Annotated in this window: 12 protein-coding genes; 6 read left to right on the top strand and 6 right to left on the bottom strand. The window is 68.2% G+C overall.

The window, feature by feature from the left end:
• Positions 1 to 40: 40 nt before the first annotated feature.
• Together deoC and BWQ92_RS03615 are read left to right on the top strand one after the other, a co-directional pair.
• The gene (gene deoC, locus BWQ92_RS03610; RefSeq protein WP_076803485.1) at positions 41 to 784 is read left to right on the top strand and encodes a deoxyribose-phosphate aldolase; all 744 of its coding nucleotides are present in this window, start codon (positions 41 to 43) and stop codon (positions 782 to 784) included.
• 46 nt (positions 785 to 830) lie between these two features.
• Positions 831 to 1,064 carry a hypothetical protein gene (locus tag BWQ92_RS03615; protein WP_076798333.1) on the top strand — a complete coding sequence of 78 codons (234 nt, stop codon included), beginning with the start codon at positions 831 to 833 and terminating at the stop codon, positions 1,062 to 1,064.
• Positions 1,065 to 1,126: 62 nt separating this feature from the next.
• Here BWQ92_RS03615 and BWQ92_RS03620 read toward each other — a convergent pair whose 3' ends face one another.
• Positions 1,127 to 1,945: a metal-dependent hydrolase gene (locus BWQ92_RS03620; protein ID WP_076803486.1), complete on the bottom strand. Its 819-nt coding sequence runs from the start codon at positions 1,943 to 1,945 to the stop codon at positions 1,127 to 1,129.
• A 5-nt stretch (positions 1,946 to 1,950) separates the two neighbouring features.
• Positions 1,951 to 5,706: a transcription-repair coupling factor gene (gene mfd / locus BWQ92_RS03625; RefSeq protein WP_172804239.1), complete on the bottom strand. Its 3,756-nt coding sequence runs from the start codon at positions 5,704 to 5,706 to the stop codon at positions 1,951 to 1,953.
• 286 nt (positions 5,707 to 5,992) lie between these two features.
• On the opposite strand from mfd, the gene BWQ92_RS03630 reads away from it, so the two are divergent.
• The 4 genes from BWQ92_RS03630 (at position 5,993) to nhaA (ending at position 9,807) form a co-directional block, all read left to right on the top strand.
• Positions 5,993 to 7,507, top strand: coding sequence for an SDR family oxidoreductase (locus tag BWQ92_RS03630; protein ID WP_076803488.1), 1,515 nt, complete (start codon positions 5,993 to 5,995; stop codon positions 7,505 to 7,507).
• Positions 7,508 to 7,554: 47 nt separating this feature from the next.
• Positions 7,555 to 8,052: a DUF2505 domain-containing protein gene (locus tag BWQ92_RS03635; protein ID WP_076798334.1), complete on the top strand. Its 498-nt coding sequence runs from the start codon at positions 7,555 to 7,557 to the stop codon at positions 8,050 to 8,052.
• A gap of 4 nt (positions 8,053 to 8,056) precedes the next feature.
• Complete coding sequence (locus BWQ92_RS03640) at positions 8,057 to 8,278, top strand: SCO4848 family membrane protein (protein WP_076798335.1); 222 nt, start codon at positions 8,057 to 8,059, stop codon at positions 8,276 to 8,278.
• A gap of 146 nt (positions 8,279 to 8,424) precedes the next feature.
• Complete coding sequence (gene nhaA, locus BWQ92_RS03645; RefSeq protein WP_076798336.1) at positions 8,425 to 9,807, top strand: Na+/H+ antiporter NhaA; 1,383 nt, start codon at positions 8,425 to 8,427, stop codon at positions 9,805 to 9,807.
• 16 nt (positions 9,808 to 9,823) lie between these two features.
• Here the strand turns inward: nhaA and sufU are convergent, their stop codons facing one another.
• The 4 genes from sufU to BWQ92_RS03665 form a co-directional block, all read right to left on the bottom strand.
• Entirely contained in the window at positions 9,824 to 10,273 is a 450-nt protein-coding gene (gene sufU / locus BWQ92_RS03650) for a Fe-S cluster assembly sulfur transfer protein SufU (protein ID WP_076798337.1), read from the bottom strand.
• 42 nt (positions 10,274 to 10,315) lie between these two features.
• Positions 10,316 to 11,641, bottom strand: a complete 1,326-nt coding sequence (locus BWQ92_RS03655; protein ID WP_076798338.1) for a SufS family cysteine desulfurase — start codon at positions 11,639 to 11,641, stop codon at positions 10,316 to 10,318.
• Positions 11,642 to 12,108: 467 nt separating this feature from the next.
• Entirely contained in the window at positions 12,109 to 14,832 is a 2,724-nt protein-coding gene (locus BWQ92_RS03660) for a LuxR C-terminal-related transcriptional regulator (RefSeq protein WP_083706207.1), read from the bottom strand.
• Positions 14,810 to 17,548 carry a helix-turn-helix transcriptional regulator gene (locus tag BWQ92_RS03665; RefSeq protein WP_076798339.1) on the bottom strand — a complete coding sequence of 913 codons (2,739 nt, stop codon included), beginning with the start codon at positions 17,546 to 17,548 and terminating at the stop codon, positions 14,810 to 14,812. Before BWQ92_RS03665 ends, BWQ92_RS03660 begins: the two co-directional genes overlap by 23 nt.
• Positions 17,549 to 17,668: the final 120 nt, after the last annotated feature.

Here is a 17,668-nt window from a genome sequence, read left to right on the forward strand (position 1 = left end):
GGACGCCGCACCCTGGGCCCGCAGCCTGGAAAGGACCATCATGAGCCACGAAGCAAGCGCCCCGACGGGCACCGCGAGCAGCCCCGCAGGAACCCCCGGCGAACGTGCCGGCGCGCAGGGCATCGCTTCCTTCATTGACCACACGCTGCTGAAGCCGGATGCCAGCGAGACGGAAATCCTCAAGGTCTGTGCCGAGGCCGCCGAATACAAGTTCAAATCGGTGTGCGTGAACCCGGTGTGGGTCAAGACGGTCAAGACAGCCCTGAAGGGTACCGGTGTGCTCACATGTTCCGTGGCGGGTTTCCCGCTGGGCGCCACGCCCAGCGACGTGAAGGCGTTCGAAGCGCGCGGGGCGGTGCTGGACGGAGCCGATGAAGTGGACATGGTCATCGACATCGCCGCGGCTCGGGCCTCGGACAAGGGCGCACTGGTGGATGACATCAAGGCCGTGGCGGAGGCAGTGCACGGCGGGGAGGCCATCCTCAAGGTCATCATCGAAACCGCCCTGCTCAGCGATGACCAGAAGGTCCTGGCCTGCGAAGCGGCCGTCGAGGCCGGGGCGGACTTCGTGAAGACCTCCACGGGCTTCAACGGCGGCGGCGCCACGGTGGAGGACGTCGCCCTGATGCGGCGCACCGTGGGTCCGGACCTGGGAGTCAAGGCGTCCGGCGGTGTGCGGTCCCTCGAGGACGCACAGGCTATGATTGCTGCAGGTGCAACACGTATTGGCGCCAGCTCCGGTATTGCAATCGTCAAAGGCGAACAGGGTTCGTCTGCGTACTGACCGGCGGCAGCCACAGTTTGAGCCCCGCGGGGCCGAGGAGGAATGAATGTCCAGCAAGATTGACCAGCACGTAAAGACGCCCCAGAACGAGAACACCCTGGTCGGCAGCATCGTCCTCTTCGTGGTGATCATGGCCCTGTTCCTGGGCTCCATCTACTCGCTGTCCTTCCTGACCCTGGGCAACCCGTGGCCGATGGCTGTGTGCCTTGGCCTCTTCGCCCTCGCATTCTGGATCCCGCAGACCATCACGGGCCGCTCGGACAGCGCCGGCGAATACTAAACCCCAGAAATCGAAAGCCGAAGCCCCGGAAATCTCCGGGGCTTCAGCTCTTTAAGTCCAATTTAGGAAAGTCCCAGCAGGCTGCTGACCAGCCGGCCGGCCAGGGCCAGCGCCGCAGAGAGCGTGCCGGCCAGCGACCAGGCTGCCACGCACATGCCCACCATGGCGTAGCCGCTCACCGGAATCAGCACCAGCCACTCCCGCCGCGATCCGGCCCGACCCAAGAGCGGAATGGAGAAGGCGCCGTTGGGCCGCCAGAAGTTTCTCAGCACCCACAGCCGGCGCATGAACCGGGGTGGCTTGATCACCAGCGGCCAGAGCAGCGGAACGCCCCCGGTGGTCACCATGTCCCCCACAATATGGACCACGACGCCGATCAGCATGGACATCGGCAGCCAGGTCCACTGCTCCGGGGCGAACCAGGTCACCAGGCCCGCCATGGCCAGGGCGAAAACCCAGTTGGTGATCCAGCCGGACCTCGGAAACAGCTTCAGCGCCTTGGCGGCAATGTTGATCATGAACATGCACAGCAGTCCGGCACCGACCGACAGCACGCCCCACGGTGTGTCCACCTGGATCTGGGCGGCAACCGCTGCGAGCAGCACGAACACGGCCGCGCCGAGGACCGAATGCGTCCCCTGCCGGTGGCCGCCGCTGGCGTTCTCGATGCCCACGGCGATCACGTTGGACAGGGGCGGCAGCGAGTGCGCCACCGTGCTGGAACGGTGGTCCCAGTCGCAGACGAGGGCGGTGCCCGCCGTCGCCATTCCGCCGATCAGCACGCCGGTGGCGTCCAGCGGGTACCAGCCCAGGGTGTACGGCCCCGTCGAGGCAACAGCCACCCACGCCGCGGCACCTGACGCGGCGTGGTGTCCTCCCATCACGGCTAGCCCTTGGCGGCTTCGGCCGGGACGGGAGCGTCCGAGAAAATGTTGCGGATGACGCCGTCGGCCCATTCCAGGATCTCGGCGTCCTGGAGGTCCCGGCCGCCGATCCGGGCGGTCTTCGGCTTGGGGATGAGGACGGCGTCGAGGGCAGGCTTGACCTGGGCGCCCGGGTACATCCGGTTGAGGCGCATGGTCTTGGATTCGGGCAGCTGCGCCGGTGAGAACCGGATGAAGTTCCCCTGCAGGGCGACGTCGGACAGCCCGGCTTCCCGGGCACCAACCCGGAAGCGGGCGACGGCGACCAGGTTCTGGGCGGGCAGCGGCGGCTCCCCGTAGCGGTCCACGAGTTCGGCGAGGACTTCGTCGATGGCCTCGTTGGTCAGGGCGGACGCCAGCTTCCGGTAGGCCTCCAGCCGCAGCCGCTCCCCCGGCACGTAGTCGTGCGGCAGGTGCGCGTTCACGGGCAGCTCGATCTTCATCTCGGCGGCCTTCTCCTCGGCTTCACCGCGGTATTCCGCCACGGCTTCGCCGACCAGCCTGATGTAGAGGTCGAAGCCGACGCCCTGGATATGGCCCGACTGCTCGCCGCCCAGCAGGTTGCCGGCGCCGCGGATTTCCAGGTCCTTCATGGCCAGCTGCATGCCGGCACCGAGTTCGTTGTGCGTGGCCACGGCCTTCAGCCGTTCCAGCGCCACCTCGCCCAGCGGCTTCTCAGAGGGGTAGAGGAAATAGGCGTACGCCCGTTCCCGGCCGCGGCCCACGCGTCCGCGCAGCTGGTGGAGCTGCGACAGTCCGTATTTGTCTGCCCCGTCCACGATCAGGGTGTTGGCATTGGAAATGTCCAGGCCGGTTTCGATGATGGTGGTGCAGACGAGCACGTCGAAGCGCTTCTCCCAGAAGTCAACGATGATCTGCTCCAGCCGGCTTTCGGACATCTTGCCGTGAGCCACCTCCACCCGCGCTTCGGGGACGAGCTCGCGGATCTTGGCGGCGGTCTTTTCGATCGTGGATACGCGGTTGTGGACGAAGAACACCTGTCCTTCGCGCATCAGCTCCCGGCGGATGGCGGCGGAGGTCTGCTTGTCCGTGTACGGCCCCACGTAGGTGAGCACCGGGTGGCGCTCCTCCGGCGGAGTGGCCAGCGTGGACGTTTCGCGGATGCCGGTCAGGGACATCTCGAGCGTGCGCGGGATCGGCGTGGCGCTCATGGCCAGGACGTCCACGTTGGTGCGCATCTTCTTCAGCGCTTCCTTGTGCTCGACGCCGAAGCGCTGCTCCTCATCCACGATCACGAGGCCGAGGTCCTTGAACTCGAAGTCCTTGGACAGCAACCGGTGGGTGCCGATCACCACGTCCACGGACCCGTTCTTGACGCCCTCGGCCGTTTCCTTTGCTTCCTTGGACGCCTGGAACCGGGACAGCGGCCTGACCCGGAGCGGGAAGCCGGAGAACCGTTCGGTGAACGTCTCGTAGTGCTGCTGCGCGAGCAGCGTGGTGGGCACCAGCACGGCCACCTGCTTGCCGTCCTGCACGGCCTTGAAGGCGGCGCGGACGGCGATCTCGGTCTTGCCGTAGCCGACGTCGCCGGAGACCAGCCGGTCCATGGGGATCTCGCGCTCCATGTCGGCCTTGACCTCGTTGATGGTGGTCAGCTGGTCCGGGGTCTCCACGTACGGGAAGGCTTCCTCCAGTTCGCGCTGCCAGGGCGTGTCCGGCGCGAAGGCGTGGCCGCGCGAGGCCATCCGGGCCGAGTAGAGCCGGATGAGCTCGCCGGCGATCTCCTTGACCGCCCGGCGTGCCTTGGACTTGGTGCTGGCCCAGTCCGCGCCGCCCATCTTGCTGAGGACGGGGGTGTCGCCGCCGACGTAGCGCGTCACCTGGTCCAGCTGGTCCGTCGGCACAAACAGCCGGTCCCCGGGCGCCCCGCGCTTGGACGGCGCATACTCCAGCACGAGGTACTCGCGCACCCCGTCGCTGCCGCCTGCCACCTTGCGCTGCAGCAGTTCGACGAAACGGCCGATGCCGTGCTGTTCGTGCACCACATGGTCCCCGGCCACCAGCTGGAGGGGGTCCACGGCGTTCCGACGCTTGGACGGCATGCGGCGCATGTCCTTCGTGGAGCCGGCGGAGGTGCGGCCCAGCAGGTCGGCCTCGGTCAGGAGGCCGAGTTTCAGCCCGTCCAGGACAAAACCGCGTCCGACGGCGGCGGTAGTCACCTCGATGATCCCCGCCTGGGGTTCGTGGTCCAGTGTGTCCACCCGGGAACAGGGAATGTCGGCGTCGTGGAACAGTTCGGCCAGGCGCTGGGCGGGGCCGGGGCCTTCGGTGGCCACCACGATCCGCCACTGGTCCCGCACGTGGGAGCCGATGAAGTCCATCATTTCGGCCACGTCGCCCTGGTAACCGCGCGGTTCACGGGCGTGGAGGTTGAGCACGTCGATGTCCGGGGTCAGTTCCTCGTCGGTGGCCAGCGACGAGATGGACCACCACGACACCTCGTTCCCGAGCGCCGCCGTGCGGGTCTCGGCAAGCGACCGGAAGCTGGCGGAATGCAGGGCCGCCGAGGCCTGGGAACTGAGATCCAGCGGCGCCGTTCCGCCGTCCGACGCTGTGGACCACGCCGCCTCCAGGAACTCCTCATTCGTGGCCGCGAGGTCGTGCGCGCGGGTGCGGACCTTCTCCGGCTCGATGACCACCGAAATCGAACCGGCGGGCAGTTGCTCCATGAACGGGACCATGGCGTCCACGAGGACCGGAGCCAGGGATTCCATGCCTTCCACGGCAATGCCGCCGGCGATCTTTTCCAGCATGTCGGCGGCGGCGGGCAGCTGGGACTTCAATGTCGCAGCCCGGGACATGACCGACGGCGTGACGAGGATTTCCCGGCAGGGCGGGGCGTGGAGTTCGGTGGGGTGGTGGACGCCGGGGGCGGACAGCGAGCGCTGGTCGGCGACGGCGAACCAGCGCATCTGGTCCACCTCGTCGCCGAAGAACTCCACCCGGATGGGGTGGTCCTCGGTGGGCGGAAAGACGTCGAGCATGCCGCCACGGACGGCGAACTCACCGCGGCGGGTCACCATGTCAACGCGGGCGTAGGCGGCGGCGGCCAGGTTCTTGATCACGTCAGTGAACGGCACCTCCTGGCCGACCCTCAGCGTCACCGGAACCAGGTCCCCCAGGCCTGCGACAATCGGCTGAAGCACGGCGCGCACGGGAGCCACGACGACGCGGAGGGGTCCCGCCGTCGGGCTTTCTGCATTGTCCGGGCGAGCAGAGTCTTCCGGATGGGCAAGCCGCCGCAGGACCGACAGGCGGCGCCCCACCGTGTCAGAGCGCGGGGACAGCCGCTCGTGCGGGAGCGTTTCCCAGCTGGGGAACTCTGCGACGGCGCCGGCCGGCAGGTAGGCGCGCAGCGCGGCGGCAAGATCCTCGGCCTCGCGGCCCGTGGCGGTGACGGCCAGGACCACGCCCGGCGCGGTGTGGTCAGCGGCACCTTTTTCACCAGCAGTGGCGCCGTCTCCCGCGGCGTTCCGGAGCCCGTCAGCCATCTCCGCCAGGAGCACGGGCCGCAGGCCTGCCGGGGCGCTGATCTGGTAGTCCTCACTGCGGACGCTGAAGCTGCGCGCCGACTCCGCCTGTACCCGGGCGAACGTCCTGTCCGCATGAAGGACGCGGCGCAGGCCGTCGAGGGGCAGGGCAGTGGAGGACTGGCCGTTGGAGGGCTGGCCTTTGGGGCTCTGGCCTTTGGGGCTCATGGGCAGGATCTCCTGGAATCTCATTCGGACGCAGGCAACACGAAAACCCGGGATTCGAAGCGAATGCCGGGGCTTCCAGCCTACCCCTGCGGGCACAGCGGCGGCATCCGGGGTCCGAATGCCGCGTTGCTAAGCTTGCTGAGCAGGTGAAGTCTGATCTCTACCCCAGCCATGCCGCCGCCCCAAGGAGACTCCCGTGAGCGACCAGACCGGAAACGACAGCAGCGGAAACCCCGGCAGCACGAACAGCACAGCCGGACCCGGCGGCGCCGCCGACACCCGTACTGTGCTTGTCACGGGAGCCACCGGATACATCGGCGGCCGGCTCGTCCCCCGGCTGCTGGACGCCGGCCACCGGGTCAAGGTGCTGGTCCGGTCGCCGGAGAAGATAGCCGGAGTGCCGTGGTTCGACGACGTGGAAGTGGTCCGCAGCAGCCTCGATGACGCCGCTGCCCTGGAGGATGCCCTGCGTGGCGTGGATGTCCTCTACTACCTGGTCCATTCCATGGCAGCCGGCTCCGGTTTCGAGGCCAAGGAAAAGGCCATGGCCCAGCTTGTGGCCGGGGCCGCCGCGGCCGCCTCCGTCCGGCGGATCGTCTACCTGGGCGGCCTGCACCCGCGCACCACCGCGCTTTCCACGCACATGCGCTCCCGCGAGGCGGTGGGCGAGGTCTTCCTCTCCGGCCCGGTGGACGCCATCGTATTCCAGGCCGGGGTGGTTATCGGCTCCGGCTCGGCGTCGTTCGAGATGATCCGCCACCTCGCCGAAACGCTGCCCCTCATGCCGGCGCCCAGCTGGGTCCGCAACCGGATCGAAGCCATCGCCGTCCGGGACGTGCTCTACTACCTCGTCCGGGCCGCTTCGCTGCCGGAACCCCTGAACCGGACCTTCGACATCGGATCCCGGGACGTCCTGACCTATGCCGGCATGATGCAGGAGTACGCTGCCGAGGCCGGGCTGCCGCCGCGCCCGGTCCTGGCGCTGCCGGTGCCGGCGCCCCGGCTGGCGGGGCTGTGGGTTGCCCTGGTGACCCCGATTCCGCTGTCGATGTCGGTGCCGCTGGTCCAGTCCCTGCAGCATGACGCCGTCTCCGCCGAACACGACATCGACAACTACATCGAACAGCCCGACGGCGGCCTCACCGGCTACCGCAGGGCCGTTGCCCTGGCGCTCGGCAAGGAACGCGACGGGCAGGTGGAAACGACGTGGGCCAACGCGGGCGCCGACGCCGACCCGCTGCCCAGTGACCCCGGCTGGGCCGGCTACAGGGTGTACGTCGACGAGCGGACCTTCGCCAGCGACGTGGACCCGTCCCATGTGTGGACCATCATCGAGGGGATCGGCGGCCGCAACGGCTGGTACTCGCTCCCGCTGGCATGGAGCGTCCGCGGGTGGCTGGACAAGCTCTGGGGCGGGGCCGGGCTGCTCCGCGGCCGCCGGCATCCGCACCATCTGGTGGCCGGCGAGGTGGTGGACTGGTGGCGCGTGGAACGGATCGAGCGCGGCCGCCTGCTCCGGCTGCGGGCGGAGATGCGCGCTCCCGGGCGCGCCTGGCTGGAGCTCTGTGTGGAGCCCGACGGCGCCGGAAGCCGTTACCGCCAAAGGGCCATTTTCTTCCCCAAGGGGCTCAGCGGGAGGCTCTACTGGCTGGCGGTCCTTCCTTTCCACAGCGTCATCTTTCCGGCCATGTCGCGCAACATCACGGCGGCAGCCCGGAGGCTCGCCGCCGAGGATCGGAAGGCGGCCGCAGAGCGTGGTGCGGAACGTCCCGGTGCCGGGGAAGCGCGGCCAACCCCGTAGGATGTGGTGAGCAAAAAGCGTTCTGACCCCACAACGACGGAGGATCAATGGCACTGAGTGCATCCACCACCCTTCCCCACGGCGTCGACAGCGTCACCGCAGTCTTCGCGAACGAAGACTTCCAGCGTCACACCAGCGAATACGTCGGCGGCAGCCTCGAGTCCTTCACCGTGGCAGGCGACATTGCCGGGGAATTCAGCACCACGTCGGTGCGCACCCTGCCCACCACGCGCCTGCCGGAAATCGCCCGCAAGTTCGTCGGCGAGAGCCTCAAGGTGACCCAGGTGGAAAGCTGGGAAGCCCCGGCAGCCGACGGCTCACGCCAGAGCACCATCTCCCTGAAGATCGCCGGCGCACCGATCGACGTGACCGCGGTCCAGCGCCTCGTCGCCGACGGCGGCAGCACGCGCGTTGAACTGGAAGGAAACGTCACCTCTTCCGTGCCGTTCCTGGGCGGCAAGATCGCCGACGCCGCCGAGCCCATGGTGGGCAAGGCACTGAACATCCAGTCGCAGCAGGCCCAGGCCTGGCTCGAAAGCCACTAGCCCTGTGGACGTCCCTGCCGTCCTCGCCCTGGTCCTGATCGTTTCGGGCGTGTGGTCCCTGGTGGTGTGGCCGCAGTTCCTGCGCCGCGTCATGAAGGACCCGCGGGCACGGGACGCCGCCGGCAAGGCCACGAAGTTCCTCACGGTCCACGTGGTCCTGGTGACCGTTTCCATGGTGCTGGGAGCCGCAACGGCCGGAATCGGAATCGCGGCACTCGTCAGCTGACTGGTGCCCCGCTGGCTGGGCCTGTCGAAACCCGGTTTCGACACGCCCGGCCAGCGGACCCTTGCCAGTGGGATATGCTGGCTACTCAGGGTGCGCCGGGAAGTCTGGTCGGCAATACGTTAGCCGACCCCTCGCGAGGAGCATCAGTGCCCAAGCCGTCCTTCCCTTCCCGCAAGTTTCCCTCCCCCAAGTTTCCGGTATTCAGCCGCACCACCTACCCTGAGTACCTCCGCATTGCCGCCATCCTCCGGACCGAGACCGTGGGCGGTGCACTGCTCCTGGTGGCCACGGCCGCCGCCCTGATCTGGGCCAATTCCCCCGCCGCGGACGCGTACTTCGGGCTGCGTGACCTGAAAATCGGCTACGAGCCCTGGCACCTGCAGCTGAGCGTGGGCCACTGGGCTTCCGACGGACTGCTCGCCCTGTTCTTCTTCATTGCCGGCCTGGAACTCAAACGCGAGTTTGTTTCCGGTGACCTGCGCCGCCCGTCACGGGCGGTTGTCCCGGTAACGGCCGCAGTGGGCGGCGTCGCCCTGCCGGCCATCATCTATTCCATCATCGTCTGGAACCAGGGTGCCGAGGCCCTGAGGGGGTGGGCGATCCCCACCGCCACCGATATCGCCTTCGCGCTGGCAGTGCTCGCGGTCATCAACACCCACCTGCCGTCAGCGCTGAGAACGTTCCTGCTCACCCTCGCCGTGGTGGACGACCTGATCGCCATCGGCATCATCGCCTTCTTCTACTCCTCCGGGCTCCAGCCTGCCCTGCTGCTCGCCGCGCTCGTTCCGCTGGCGCTGTTCGCCTGGCTGGTGCAGAAGCGGATCAGCCACTGGTTCCTGCTCCTGCCGCTGGCGGCGGCCACGTGGGCACTGGTGCACGCCTCCGGCATCCACGCCACGGTGGCCGGCGTGCTGCTCGGCTTCACCGTCCCGGTCGCACTGTCACGGCGGGAGCGCCAGGCAGGCACCGCCGCCCACAGCAGCGCCCACGGCGTCACTGACCACGCCGGCGGAGCCGGCATGGCCGAACGCCTGGAACACAAGCTCCGTCCACTTTCTGCCGGCTTTGCGGTTCCTGTATTCGCGTTCTTCTCGGCCGGCGTGGCGATCGGCGGCACCTCGGGGCTGGCCTCCGCCTTGACCGATCCCGTGGCCGTGGGCATCGTGACCGCGCTCATTGTGGGCAAGGCCCTTGGCGTCTTCGGTGCAACCTTCCTCGTCACCAAAACCACACGGGCGCAGCTGGACGCCGGGCTGAAGTGGGTGGACGTCGCCGGCCTGTCCCTGCTGGCCGGCGTCGGCTTCACGGTCTCGCTGCTGATCGCTGAACTGAGTTTCGGGCAGGGATCTGCCCACGACGACCACGCAAAAGTTGCCATCCTGGCCGGTTCGCTGACCGCTGCGGTGCTGGCCGCCGTCGTCCTTAAGGCCCGGAACAGGCACTACCGGCGCCTGGAAGCGGAGGAGGCAAGGGACGACGACGGCGACGGCGTCCCGGATGTCTTCGAACGGTCCGAAAAAGACCGGTAGGGCTGAAGACGTGCCGTCAGGCAGCCTGGTTCAGGGCGTCCTCGGCTGCGACCCAGGAGATCATGGCGCACTTCACCCTCGCGGCGTAGCGGGCCACGCCCTCGAAAGCGGCGGCGTCGCCCAGGATTTCGGGGTCGGCAGGGATCTTCCCCCGGGACCGCAGGACGTCCCGGAAGTTCCCGATCACGGAACGGAGTTCGTCCACGCTCATGCCCTCGGCCAGCTCGCTCAGCACGGAGGCGGAGGCCATCGAGATCGAGCATCCCGCCCCGTCCCACGCCAGCTGCTTCACCGTGCCGTGGTCCACCGCCACGCGGAGGGTGACCTCGTCGCCGCACACGGGATTGAGCTGGTGCGACTGGCCGGTGGACGCGCCGTCCGGAACAGCAGTTGCGGCCAGCCCGCTGCCGTGCCGGGCCTTGGAGTGGTCCAGGATGATCTGCTGGTAAAGCTGGTCGAGGCTCATGCTCAGGTACCTGTCGTTGGGGAACGGTCTGGTTTCCGGGGGCTAGGCCCGGAAGTACGCGCGGACTCCGGATACTGCATCCAGGAATTCGTCCACGTCGTCGGTGGTGTTGTACAAGTAGGCGCTGGCGCGGGTGGTGGCCGTCAGTCCAAGGCGCCGGTGCAGCGGCTGGGCGCAGTGGTGGCCCACGCGGACGGCGATGCCGCGCGCATCAAGGAACTGGCCGACGTCGTGCGCGTGGACACCGGCAACGTCAAAGGCCGCCAGGCCGATGCGGTCCTGGCCGGCGGCCGGGCCCAGCACGCGGATGCCGTCGATGGCTTCCAGCCCCGCCACCATCCGCTGGCCCAGCTCGGACTCCCAGCGGTGCACCCGGTCAATCCCGGTTTCCGTCAGGTAGTTGACCGCGGCGGCCAGCGCCACGGCCTGCGAGATCTTCTGGGTCCCTGCCTCGAACCGCTGCGGCGCAGGAAGGTACTCCGCCCGTTCCATGGTCACAGTGGTGATCATGGAACCGCCGGTCAGGACCGGCGGCAGCACATCCAGAAGCTCCTGCTTGCCGTACAGCACACCGACCCCGGTGGGGCCCAGCATCTTGTGGCCGGAAAACACGGCAAAGTCGACGTCCAGCTGCTTGACGTCCAGTGCAAGGTGCGGCGCCGACTGGCACGCATCCAGCACCACCAGTGCACCGGCCCGCCGGGCGAGGGCGACGAGGTCGCTGACCGGGTTGATGGTTCCCAGCACGTTCGATGCGTGGGTGAAGGCCAGCAGCCGGGTCCGCTCCCTCACGATGTCCGCGGCCTCATCCATCCGGAGCGCTCCGGCGTCGTCCAGAGGGATGTGCCGCAGCGTGGCACCTGTCCGGTAGGCCAACTCCTGCCAGGGGATCAGGTTTGCGTGGTGTTCCATTTCGGTGACCACGATTTCATCGCCGGGTCCCAGGGCCAGCTCCCGCAGCCGGGAGTCGCCGCGGCCCTGAGCTGCCCAGAGCGCAGCGTTGGACAGCGCATAGCTGATGATGTTCAGGCCCTCCGTGGCGTTGGAGGTCCACACGATTTCCTCGTAGTCCGCCCCGACAAAATCGGCTAGGGTCTGCCGGGCGTCCTCGAAGACCTCGGTGGCCTCCACCGCAAGATGGTGGGCTCCGCGGTGCACGGCCGCGTTCCGCTGCTCGTAGAATTCCTGTTCCGCTTCGATCACGCTCAGCGGATTCTGCGATGTGGCGCCGGAATCCAGATAAACCAGCGGGCGGCCGTTAACCGTCTGGTTCAGCACGGGGAAGTCGTTGCGGATCCGCAGGACCTCGGCATTGTCCATCGCGGACAGGGCGCGCGTCAGCGTGGTTGGCGTGGATACTACGGCCAATGGGACTCCTTGGGTGCCTCGGGGTACCTCTCAATTGTCCCACAGCGGCTTTGCCTGCAGCATGGCGCACACTAAGGGCGGCCCTCGTCGCTGCGGGCCGCCCTATCATGATGCCGGAAAGCCGGCGGATATTTGTTTTGCGATTTCTTCACTTTTAAGGACCGGCGACGGCTGGGGGGAGAGCCTCGGTCTCAGAAGGCTCTGACGTCGCCGGCCCCGCCTTGCCCGGACCCGAAAGGCCGGAAATCTGGGTGCGAGACCTGATAAATCTGGTGGCAGCTTCGGGGGGAGATCAGCCCTGCTTCCGCTGCCACTATTAGTAAATCGCGTACGGGCGCCCGCGGCATCAGTACTCGGTACTCGTTTTTCTGAGTACTTAACTACTGGTTCCCGCAGGTGGCGCGATCCGGCCCGGAACCGCGCGGAATGTACCCGGCGGGCCCGGAAAAAAATAAGTTCGGGAAGCGCTACTTCTTGGGAAGGGCAAGCGCGAGCTCGTCGCGGCGGCGGACGCCGAGCTTGACGTAGCTGCGGTATAGATGCCCCTCCACGGTCCGCACGGACACCATCAGCTGCTGGGCGATCTCACGGTCCGACAGGCCCTGCACCGCCAACTCCACGATGTCCCGTTCGCGGCGGGTCAGGTGGACACTGGGGACGGAGGCAACGAAGGGACTTTCCCGGAACCGCTCGCCGAGCTCCTGGTCGCATTTCTCCCGGTGCGCGATCGCCTGGCGGGCGCGGCGCCGCTCCCCCGCGGCGTCCAGCAGGGCGCCGGCCCTGGCGTACCCCTCGCGCGCCAGGTTCACCAGGCCAGCCTCCTCCAGGGCGGCCGCAGTTTCCATGAGGATGTCGGCGTCCTCGGAAGCCCAGGCCTGGGCCAGCTGGCGCCAGCCGGCCGCCCAGCGGCCTTCCACGGTGGCTGCGAGGGAGGCGAGCTCCTTCGCCAGCGAGCGTTCGCCGAGGTCGGAGCAAAGGATCAGGCATTCCAGCCTGGTTCCGGGATGGTTCGCTACGAACTCGGACGCCGCGAGCTCGCGGAGCCTCTCCAGCCCGGTGCCCTTCCGGTCGAGGTATTCGGCCGCGGCGGCGGCATAGGCCTCCGCGACGGAGTCGCAGCCGGGGCCGCTGGCGTGCCGGGCCGAGATGAAGTCCTGTTCAAGCCGCTTTGCCTGTGCGGTGTCGCCCAGGCGGGCTGCGGCATAGAAGGCAAGCGACGAGCCGAACCTGAACTCCTGCAGCGGATCATTGATCCGGAGCGCCTCAACCGCGGGCAGGAGGACCTGGTACGCGCGCTCCAGCTGTCCCTGCCGCAGGAGCCCGAGGCCGCGCAGCGCCTGGATCCCGCCGCCGAAGGTCGAGACGCCTTCGGTGCGCTCCGCCGGATAGCCGGAAAGCTCATGCTCGGCGGACTCCCAGTTGCCGGCCGCGAGGGTGCTGAGTGCCAGCCGGGTCAGGACAAACTCGTTGAAGAAATACAGGCCGCCGTTGAGCGCAGGCAGGAAGGGTCCGGCGGCCGCGGCGGCGGTATGGGCCTGGTGTGACCGGCCGGCGGCAACCAGCGTCTGGGCAAGCAGCGCCTGCCCCACGGCGTGCTGGGTGGCCTCGACAGCCGATGCCGTGTCAGGATCCGGTGTCCCGAGCGAGGCGATGACAGCCGCAATGCCTTCGTGGTCGCCGCTGGCCGCCATCTCCAGCAGCCCGTGGATCCGGTCCTGCCAGGAGTCGTCCGGCGGGATCCCGGCCTCCTTGAGCTGGCGGCGTGACTCCTCCCTGAGCAGCGGCACGGACATTCCCAAAGCCATGTGGGACGACGCCCTGAGCATCAGCACCTGCGGGGCTTCCGGGTCCCCGGCCAAATCGAGCCAGCAGCCGTCAAGGAGTTCTGCGGCCTCGCGGTACTTGCCTTCGTTGAAGTGGGCCCGCGCGGTGATGGAGAGCGCCTTCGCCTGCAGCTCCGGGGCCCGCACGTGATCGGCCATGAGCCGTGCGCCGGCGTTGTTGAACGTGCCCGCGGCCAGCAGGCCGGCATTCAGCAGGTCCAGGTCGGGCACCTCCAGGCCGCATTCCAGCGACCATTCCACCAGCCGCAGCCTGCCCTCGGCACTGGCGCCCGCCGCCGCCAGGTGGGCGTCAAGCTTTTGCCGCAACTGCAGGCTCCGCGAGACCGACACCTGCCGCCGCGTTGATTCGCCCAGGATGGCGTACGCGAGCCGCAGCTCGGATTGCGTCGCGGCTGACTCGGCCACCACCTGGTTGTCCAGCAGGGAACGCACGACGCCGGCGCCGCAGACGTCCTCGATAAGGCGCCTGGGCACGGGCTCCGCCAGTGCGATCACCTTGAGCGCATCCTGCTCCTCCGGCGTTCTGCGGAGAAGATCCTTGACCACCAGGTCCGAAAGCTGAGGCCCGTCAGCCGGCAAGGGTCCGAGCAGCACCCAGATCCCGTTGCGCTGGACCAGGGTTCCGGCGGCCGTTGCGTCGTTCAGCAGGCAGGCGAGGAGCTGCGGGTTGCCGCCCGATGCAGACCACAGCGACTGGACGGTGCTGACGGGAACGGTCCCCTGGAGAGTGTGTTCCACCACTTCCCTGACCTGCTCGCCGTTGAGCGGGCGGAGGTCGATGCGTTCGGCCAGGCCGTCATACCAGAGCTGGTTCAGGGCCGCGGGCAGGCCCGGCCGCGGCCGCCCTGCTGCCAGCACCGTGGCCCAGCCGGCCGACGTCATGTCCACCACCATGCTGGCGGTGGCGTCATCAAGGTGGTGGGCGTCGTCCACCACCAGGAGCACGGGGGCGTCCGTGCCGCCCTTGAGGCCGCTGCTGCCCTTCAGCTCCTGGAAGTGAGCCCACACAGCCCGCAGCACCGCGACGGGTGAATCCGCTTCCTCGGGGGCGAGCCCGGAGGTGTAAGGCGCCAGCACCCCGTACGGGACTTTGGCCAGCGAGGAGCTGCCGTGGATCCGGAGCACGGTCATCTCCGCGGCCAGCTTCTCCCGCACCGCGTCCGTGACGGATGTCTTTCCGACGCCGGGTCCCGCCATCAGGTAGACGGCCTGGCTGGCGCGGCTGCGGATGACCGTACAGACATGCTCTATCGCTTCACGGCGCCCCGTGAGCTGCCGGCGTTCGGCTTCCGGCTTGGCGCTGCGGCCGTTGGGCGAGGAGCTGTTAGACGAGGCCAGGCAGATCACCTCTGGAAGTCACGCCGAGTTTGGTGAAGACCTGGTACAGGTGCCCTTCCACCGTCCGGACTGAAACGCCCATCTCCAGGGCGATGTCCCGGTTGGACACGCCCCTTCCCGCCAGCCGGGAGATCTGGCGTTCCCGCGCGGTGAGGAGCGGGCTCCCGCTGCTGGGAACAATCGGCAGGCTGGGCACGGTGGCGGTGAGGCTGTCCAGCCGGGCCTGCGCGATGCGGGCAGATGCGGAATCCCCGGAATGGCGGGCAAAATCGACGGCGAGCGCCACGCACCGGGCCTCCACCGCGTCGAGTTCCAGCTCCGCGCACAAATGAGCGCCTTCCAGGAGAACCTTGGCGTCCTTGGTGCGGGTGCCCACGGCGATGAGGCGGGAGATTTCGGCCAGGGTTCCCTGCCGGTGGCCCGCCACGTCCTCCATGAGGCGGAAGTCCTCATCGGTTCCGTTCACGGTCGCTCCGAGCAGGCTGATCCCGGCCAGCGTGTACCGGCCGGCCGCGATGTCACGGTGTGCCGCCGCGAGCAGCCGCTTCACGGCGTCGGTGTCCCCCAGCCAGCGCCCGGCCATGTCGGCGCAGAACTCCGTGACGAACAGGGTGCGGAAGTTGCAGTGGCCGCGGGCGCCGCGCAGCTTGTCGAGGTATTTGTGCGCCTGTCCGGCGTTGCCGATCTGGGCGTAGGCGAAGGCCGTGGCGGCGTAGGCGGCCTGGAGCATGTTCAGCACCGGGCGGAGTTCGAGCTGGGCGACGGCGGACAGCAGCGAGTCCAGCGCCACCGCGCCACGGCCGGAGAAAACGTAGGCGATGCCTGCCGCCAGTTCCGTGGCGGACGTGCGGTAGGCCAGCCGGCGTTCCGCCTGTCCCTTGGGCGGCCCCACGAGTTCCAGGCACCGCTTCCACTGGCCGGCCTGCAGCAGCACGTTGAAGGCCGTCAACGTGAACCGCTCCCGGAGGCCGGTCAGGGGCCCTGCGTCCGAAAGCTGTCCGCCGACGCGCCGCATCAGCTGGAGGGCGTCCATCTCCCGGCCGACGGCGGACAGGGCGTGCATCAGGAGCAGTGCGGCCTGGATCCTGAAGCCGGGGTCCTTGTTGACCGCCGGATCCACGGCTTCCTCCAGCTCCCCAACCATGGATGCATAGTCACCGATGAAGGACTTGTATTCGAACTCGGCCAGGGTGATGACGTTGGCTGCCGTGCCCAGCGGATCGGGCCAGCTGGATGCCACTCCGGCGGCAACGCCCAGCCGCTGGCGGGCGTCTGCCAGCTCGTCCGGAACCTTGTCGCACAGCTCCGGCAACCACACCATGACCCGGCTCTTGGCTGCCACCACGCGGGCGAAGGCCTCCTCCTCGAGCGCGTCCAGCTGCGCCTGGGAAATGTCCTCCAGCGCGGCCATGGCCTGCACCGGCAGGTCGAGCAGCAGGTAGGCGGTTGCCTTGTGCAGCTGCGCATCCACCCAGACGTCGTCGGTCTTCTTGATGCCTTCCACGCAGGAGATCGCGAACCGGGGATCAAAGAGGTGCACCGCCGCCTCCGCCGCGGCCACCGCCATGGCAGGGCTAAGGTCTGCCTGGCATTCCCTGGTCCACGCGGCGAACTCGATCCGCTCCTCCATGCTCATGGCGGACAGTTCGGGTTCGCGTCCGCCCAGCAACAGAGCGCGGAGTTCACGTCGGCGGGAGATGCTCAGCCACGAGCGCACGACGTCCCCAAGGTACTGTTCCCGCACCGAGACCCAGCGGTCCCCGGTGTCGGCGACCGTCAGCAGCCCGGCGTCCTCCATATCGGCCACTATTGCGGTCCCGTAGATTTCGGTCAGCCGGGCCAGCGGAATCCGCCGCGCACACGCGAGCATCTCGATGACCTCGCGCGTTTCCGGTTCTTCCCGGGACCATCGGGACCGGACAATGTCATCCAGCCCGGCGGCGCCGTCGAGCACCACCCTGTCACGCAGGGTCCAGACGGAATCCGACAGGACGAGGTTTCCTGACTGCTGCTGTTCCGTGACGAGTGCCTTGAGCAGCAGAGGGTTGCCGCCCACGATGGCGTGGTAAGTGCTCACGAGCGAGGCCGAGACGCGGTGGCCCAGCAGCGTCAGCAGCACCTGCCGGGTCTGGAGTTCGTTGAGGTTGTCCAGCCGGACTTCGGTGAGTCTGCGGTCGGTGAGCAGCCAGTGGAAGTCTGCCGGGAGGTCGCTGGTGCTGGGTGCGATGGCGATGACGCGGGCGGTGTGCGTCAGCATGATGTTCAGGATGACGCCGGCGCTCATGTCATCGATCGGGCCGGTGGTGTCCAGGGTGATGATGCAGTCCCGGCCTGCGGCGTCGGACCGGATCAGGGAGGTGATGCCCTGGAGGATGGCGGTTGGGGAGGCCAGGGCCGACTGCGGCAGCCGGGCCATGAGGAAGGCGAGGCAGGCGTAGGAGGTTTGTGAGCCGCTCAGGGGGCTGCGGAGCTGGAGCGACCAGACGTCCGGACCCAGCTCGGCAACGGCGGTGCGCGCCAGTGAGGATTTCCCCACGCCGCGGGCACCGGTGATAACAACGCCCAGGGACTCAGGATCTGTCAGCGCAGTGCGGATGGCTTCGAGGTCTGCGCTGCGCGCGGGAACCGACCATCGTTGTAGGTCCGTTCCGCCCGCGACGCCCGCCGGTCCCGCCAGCACGCCCGCCGTAGACCCACGTCCCCAGCTCAGTGGCTCAATTGACATGAACTTTTCCCTTACATCCCGCCCGGCAGGATAAAGGCCCCATCGCCTCCCCCGCTTAGAAAGTAGACTACCCCGTTACATAGCAGGGATACAGGGCACTGCGTTCACATTTCGCAGACC

Origin of the sequence: Arthrobacter sp. QXT-31, from assembly GCF_001969265.1 — a bacterium.
GTDB lineage: Bacteria > Actinomycetota > Actinomycetes > Actinomycetales > Micrococcaceae > Arthrobacter.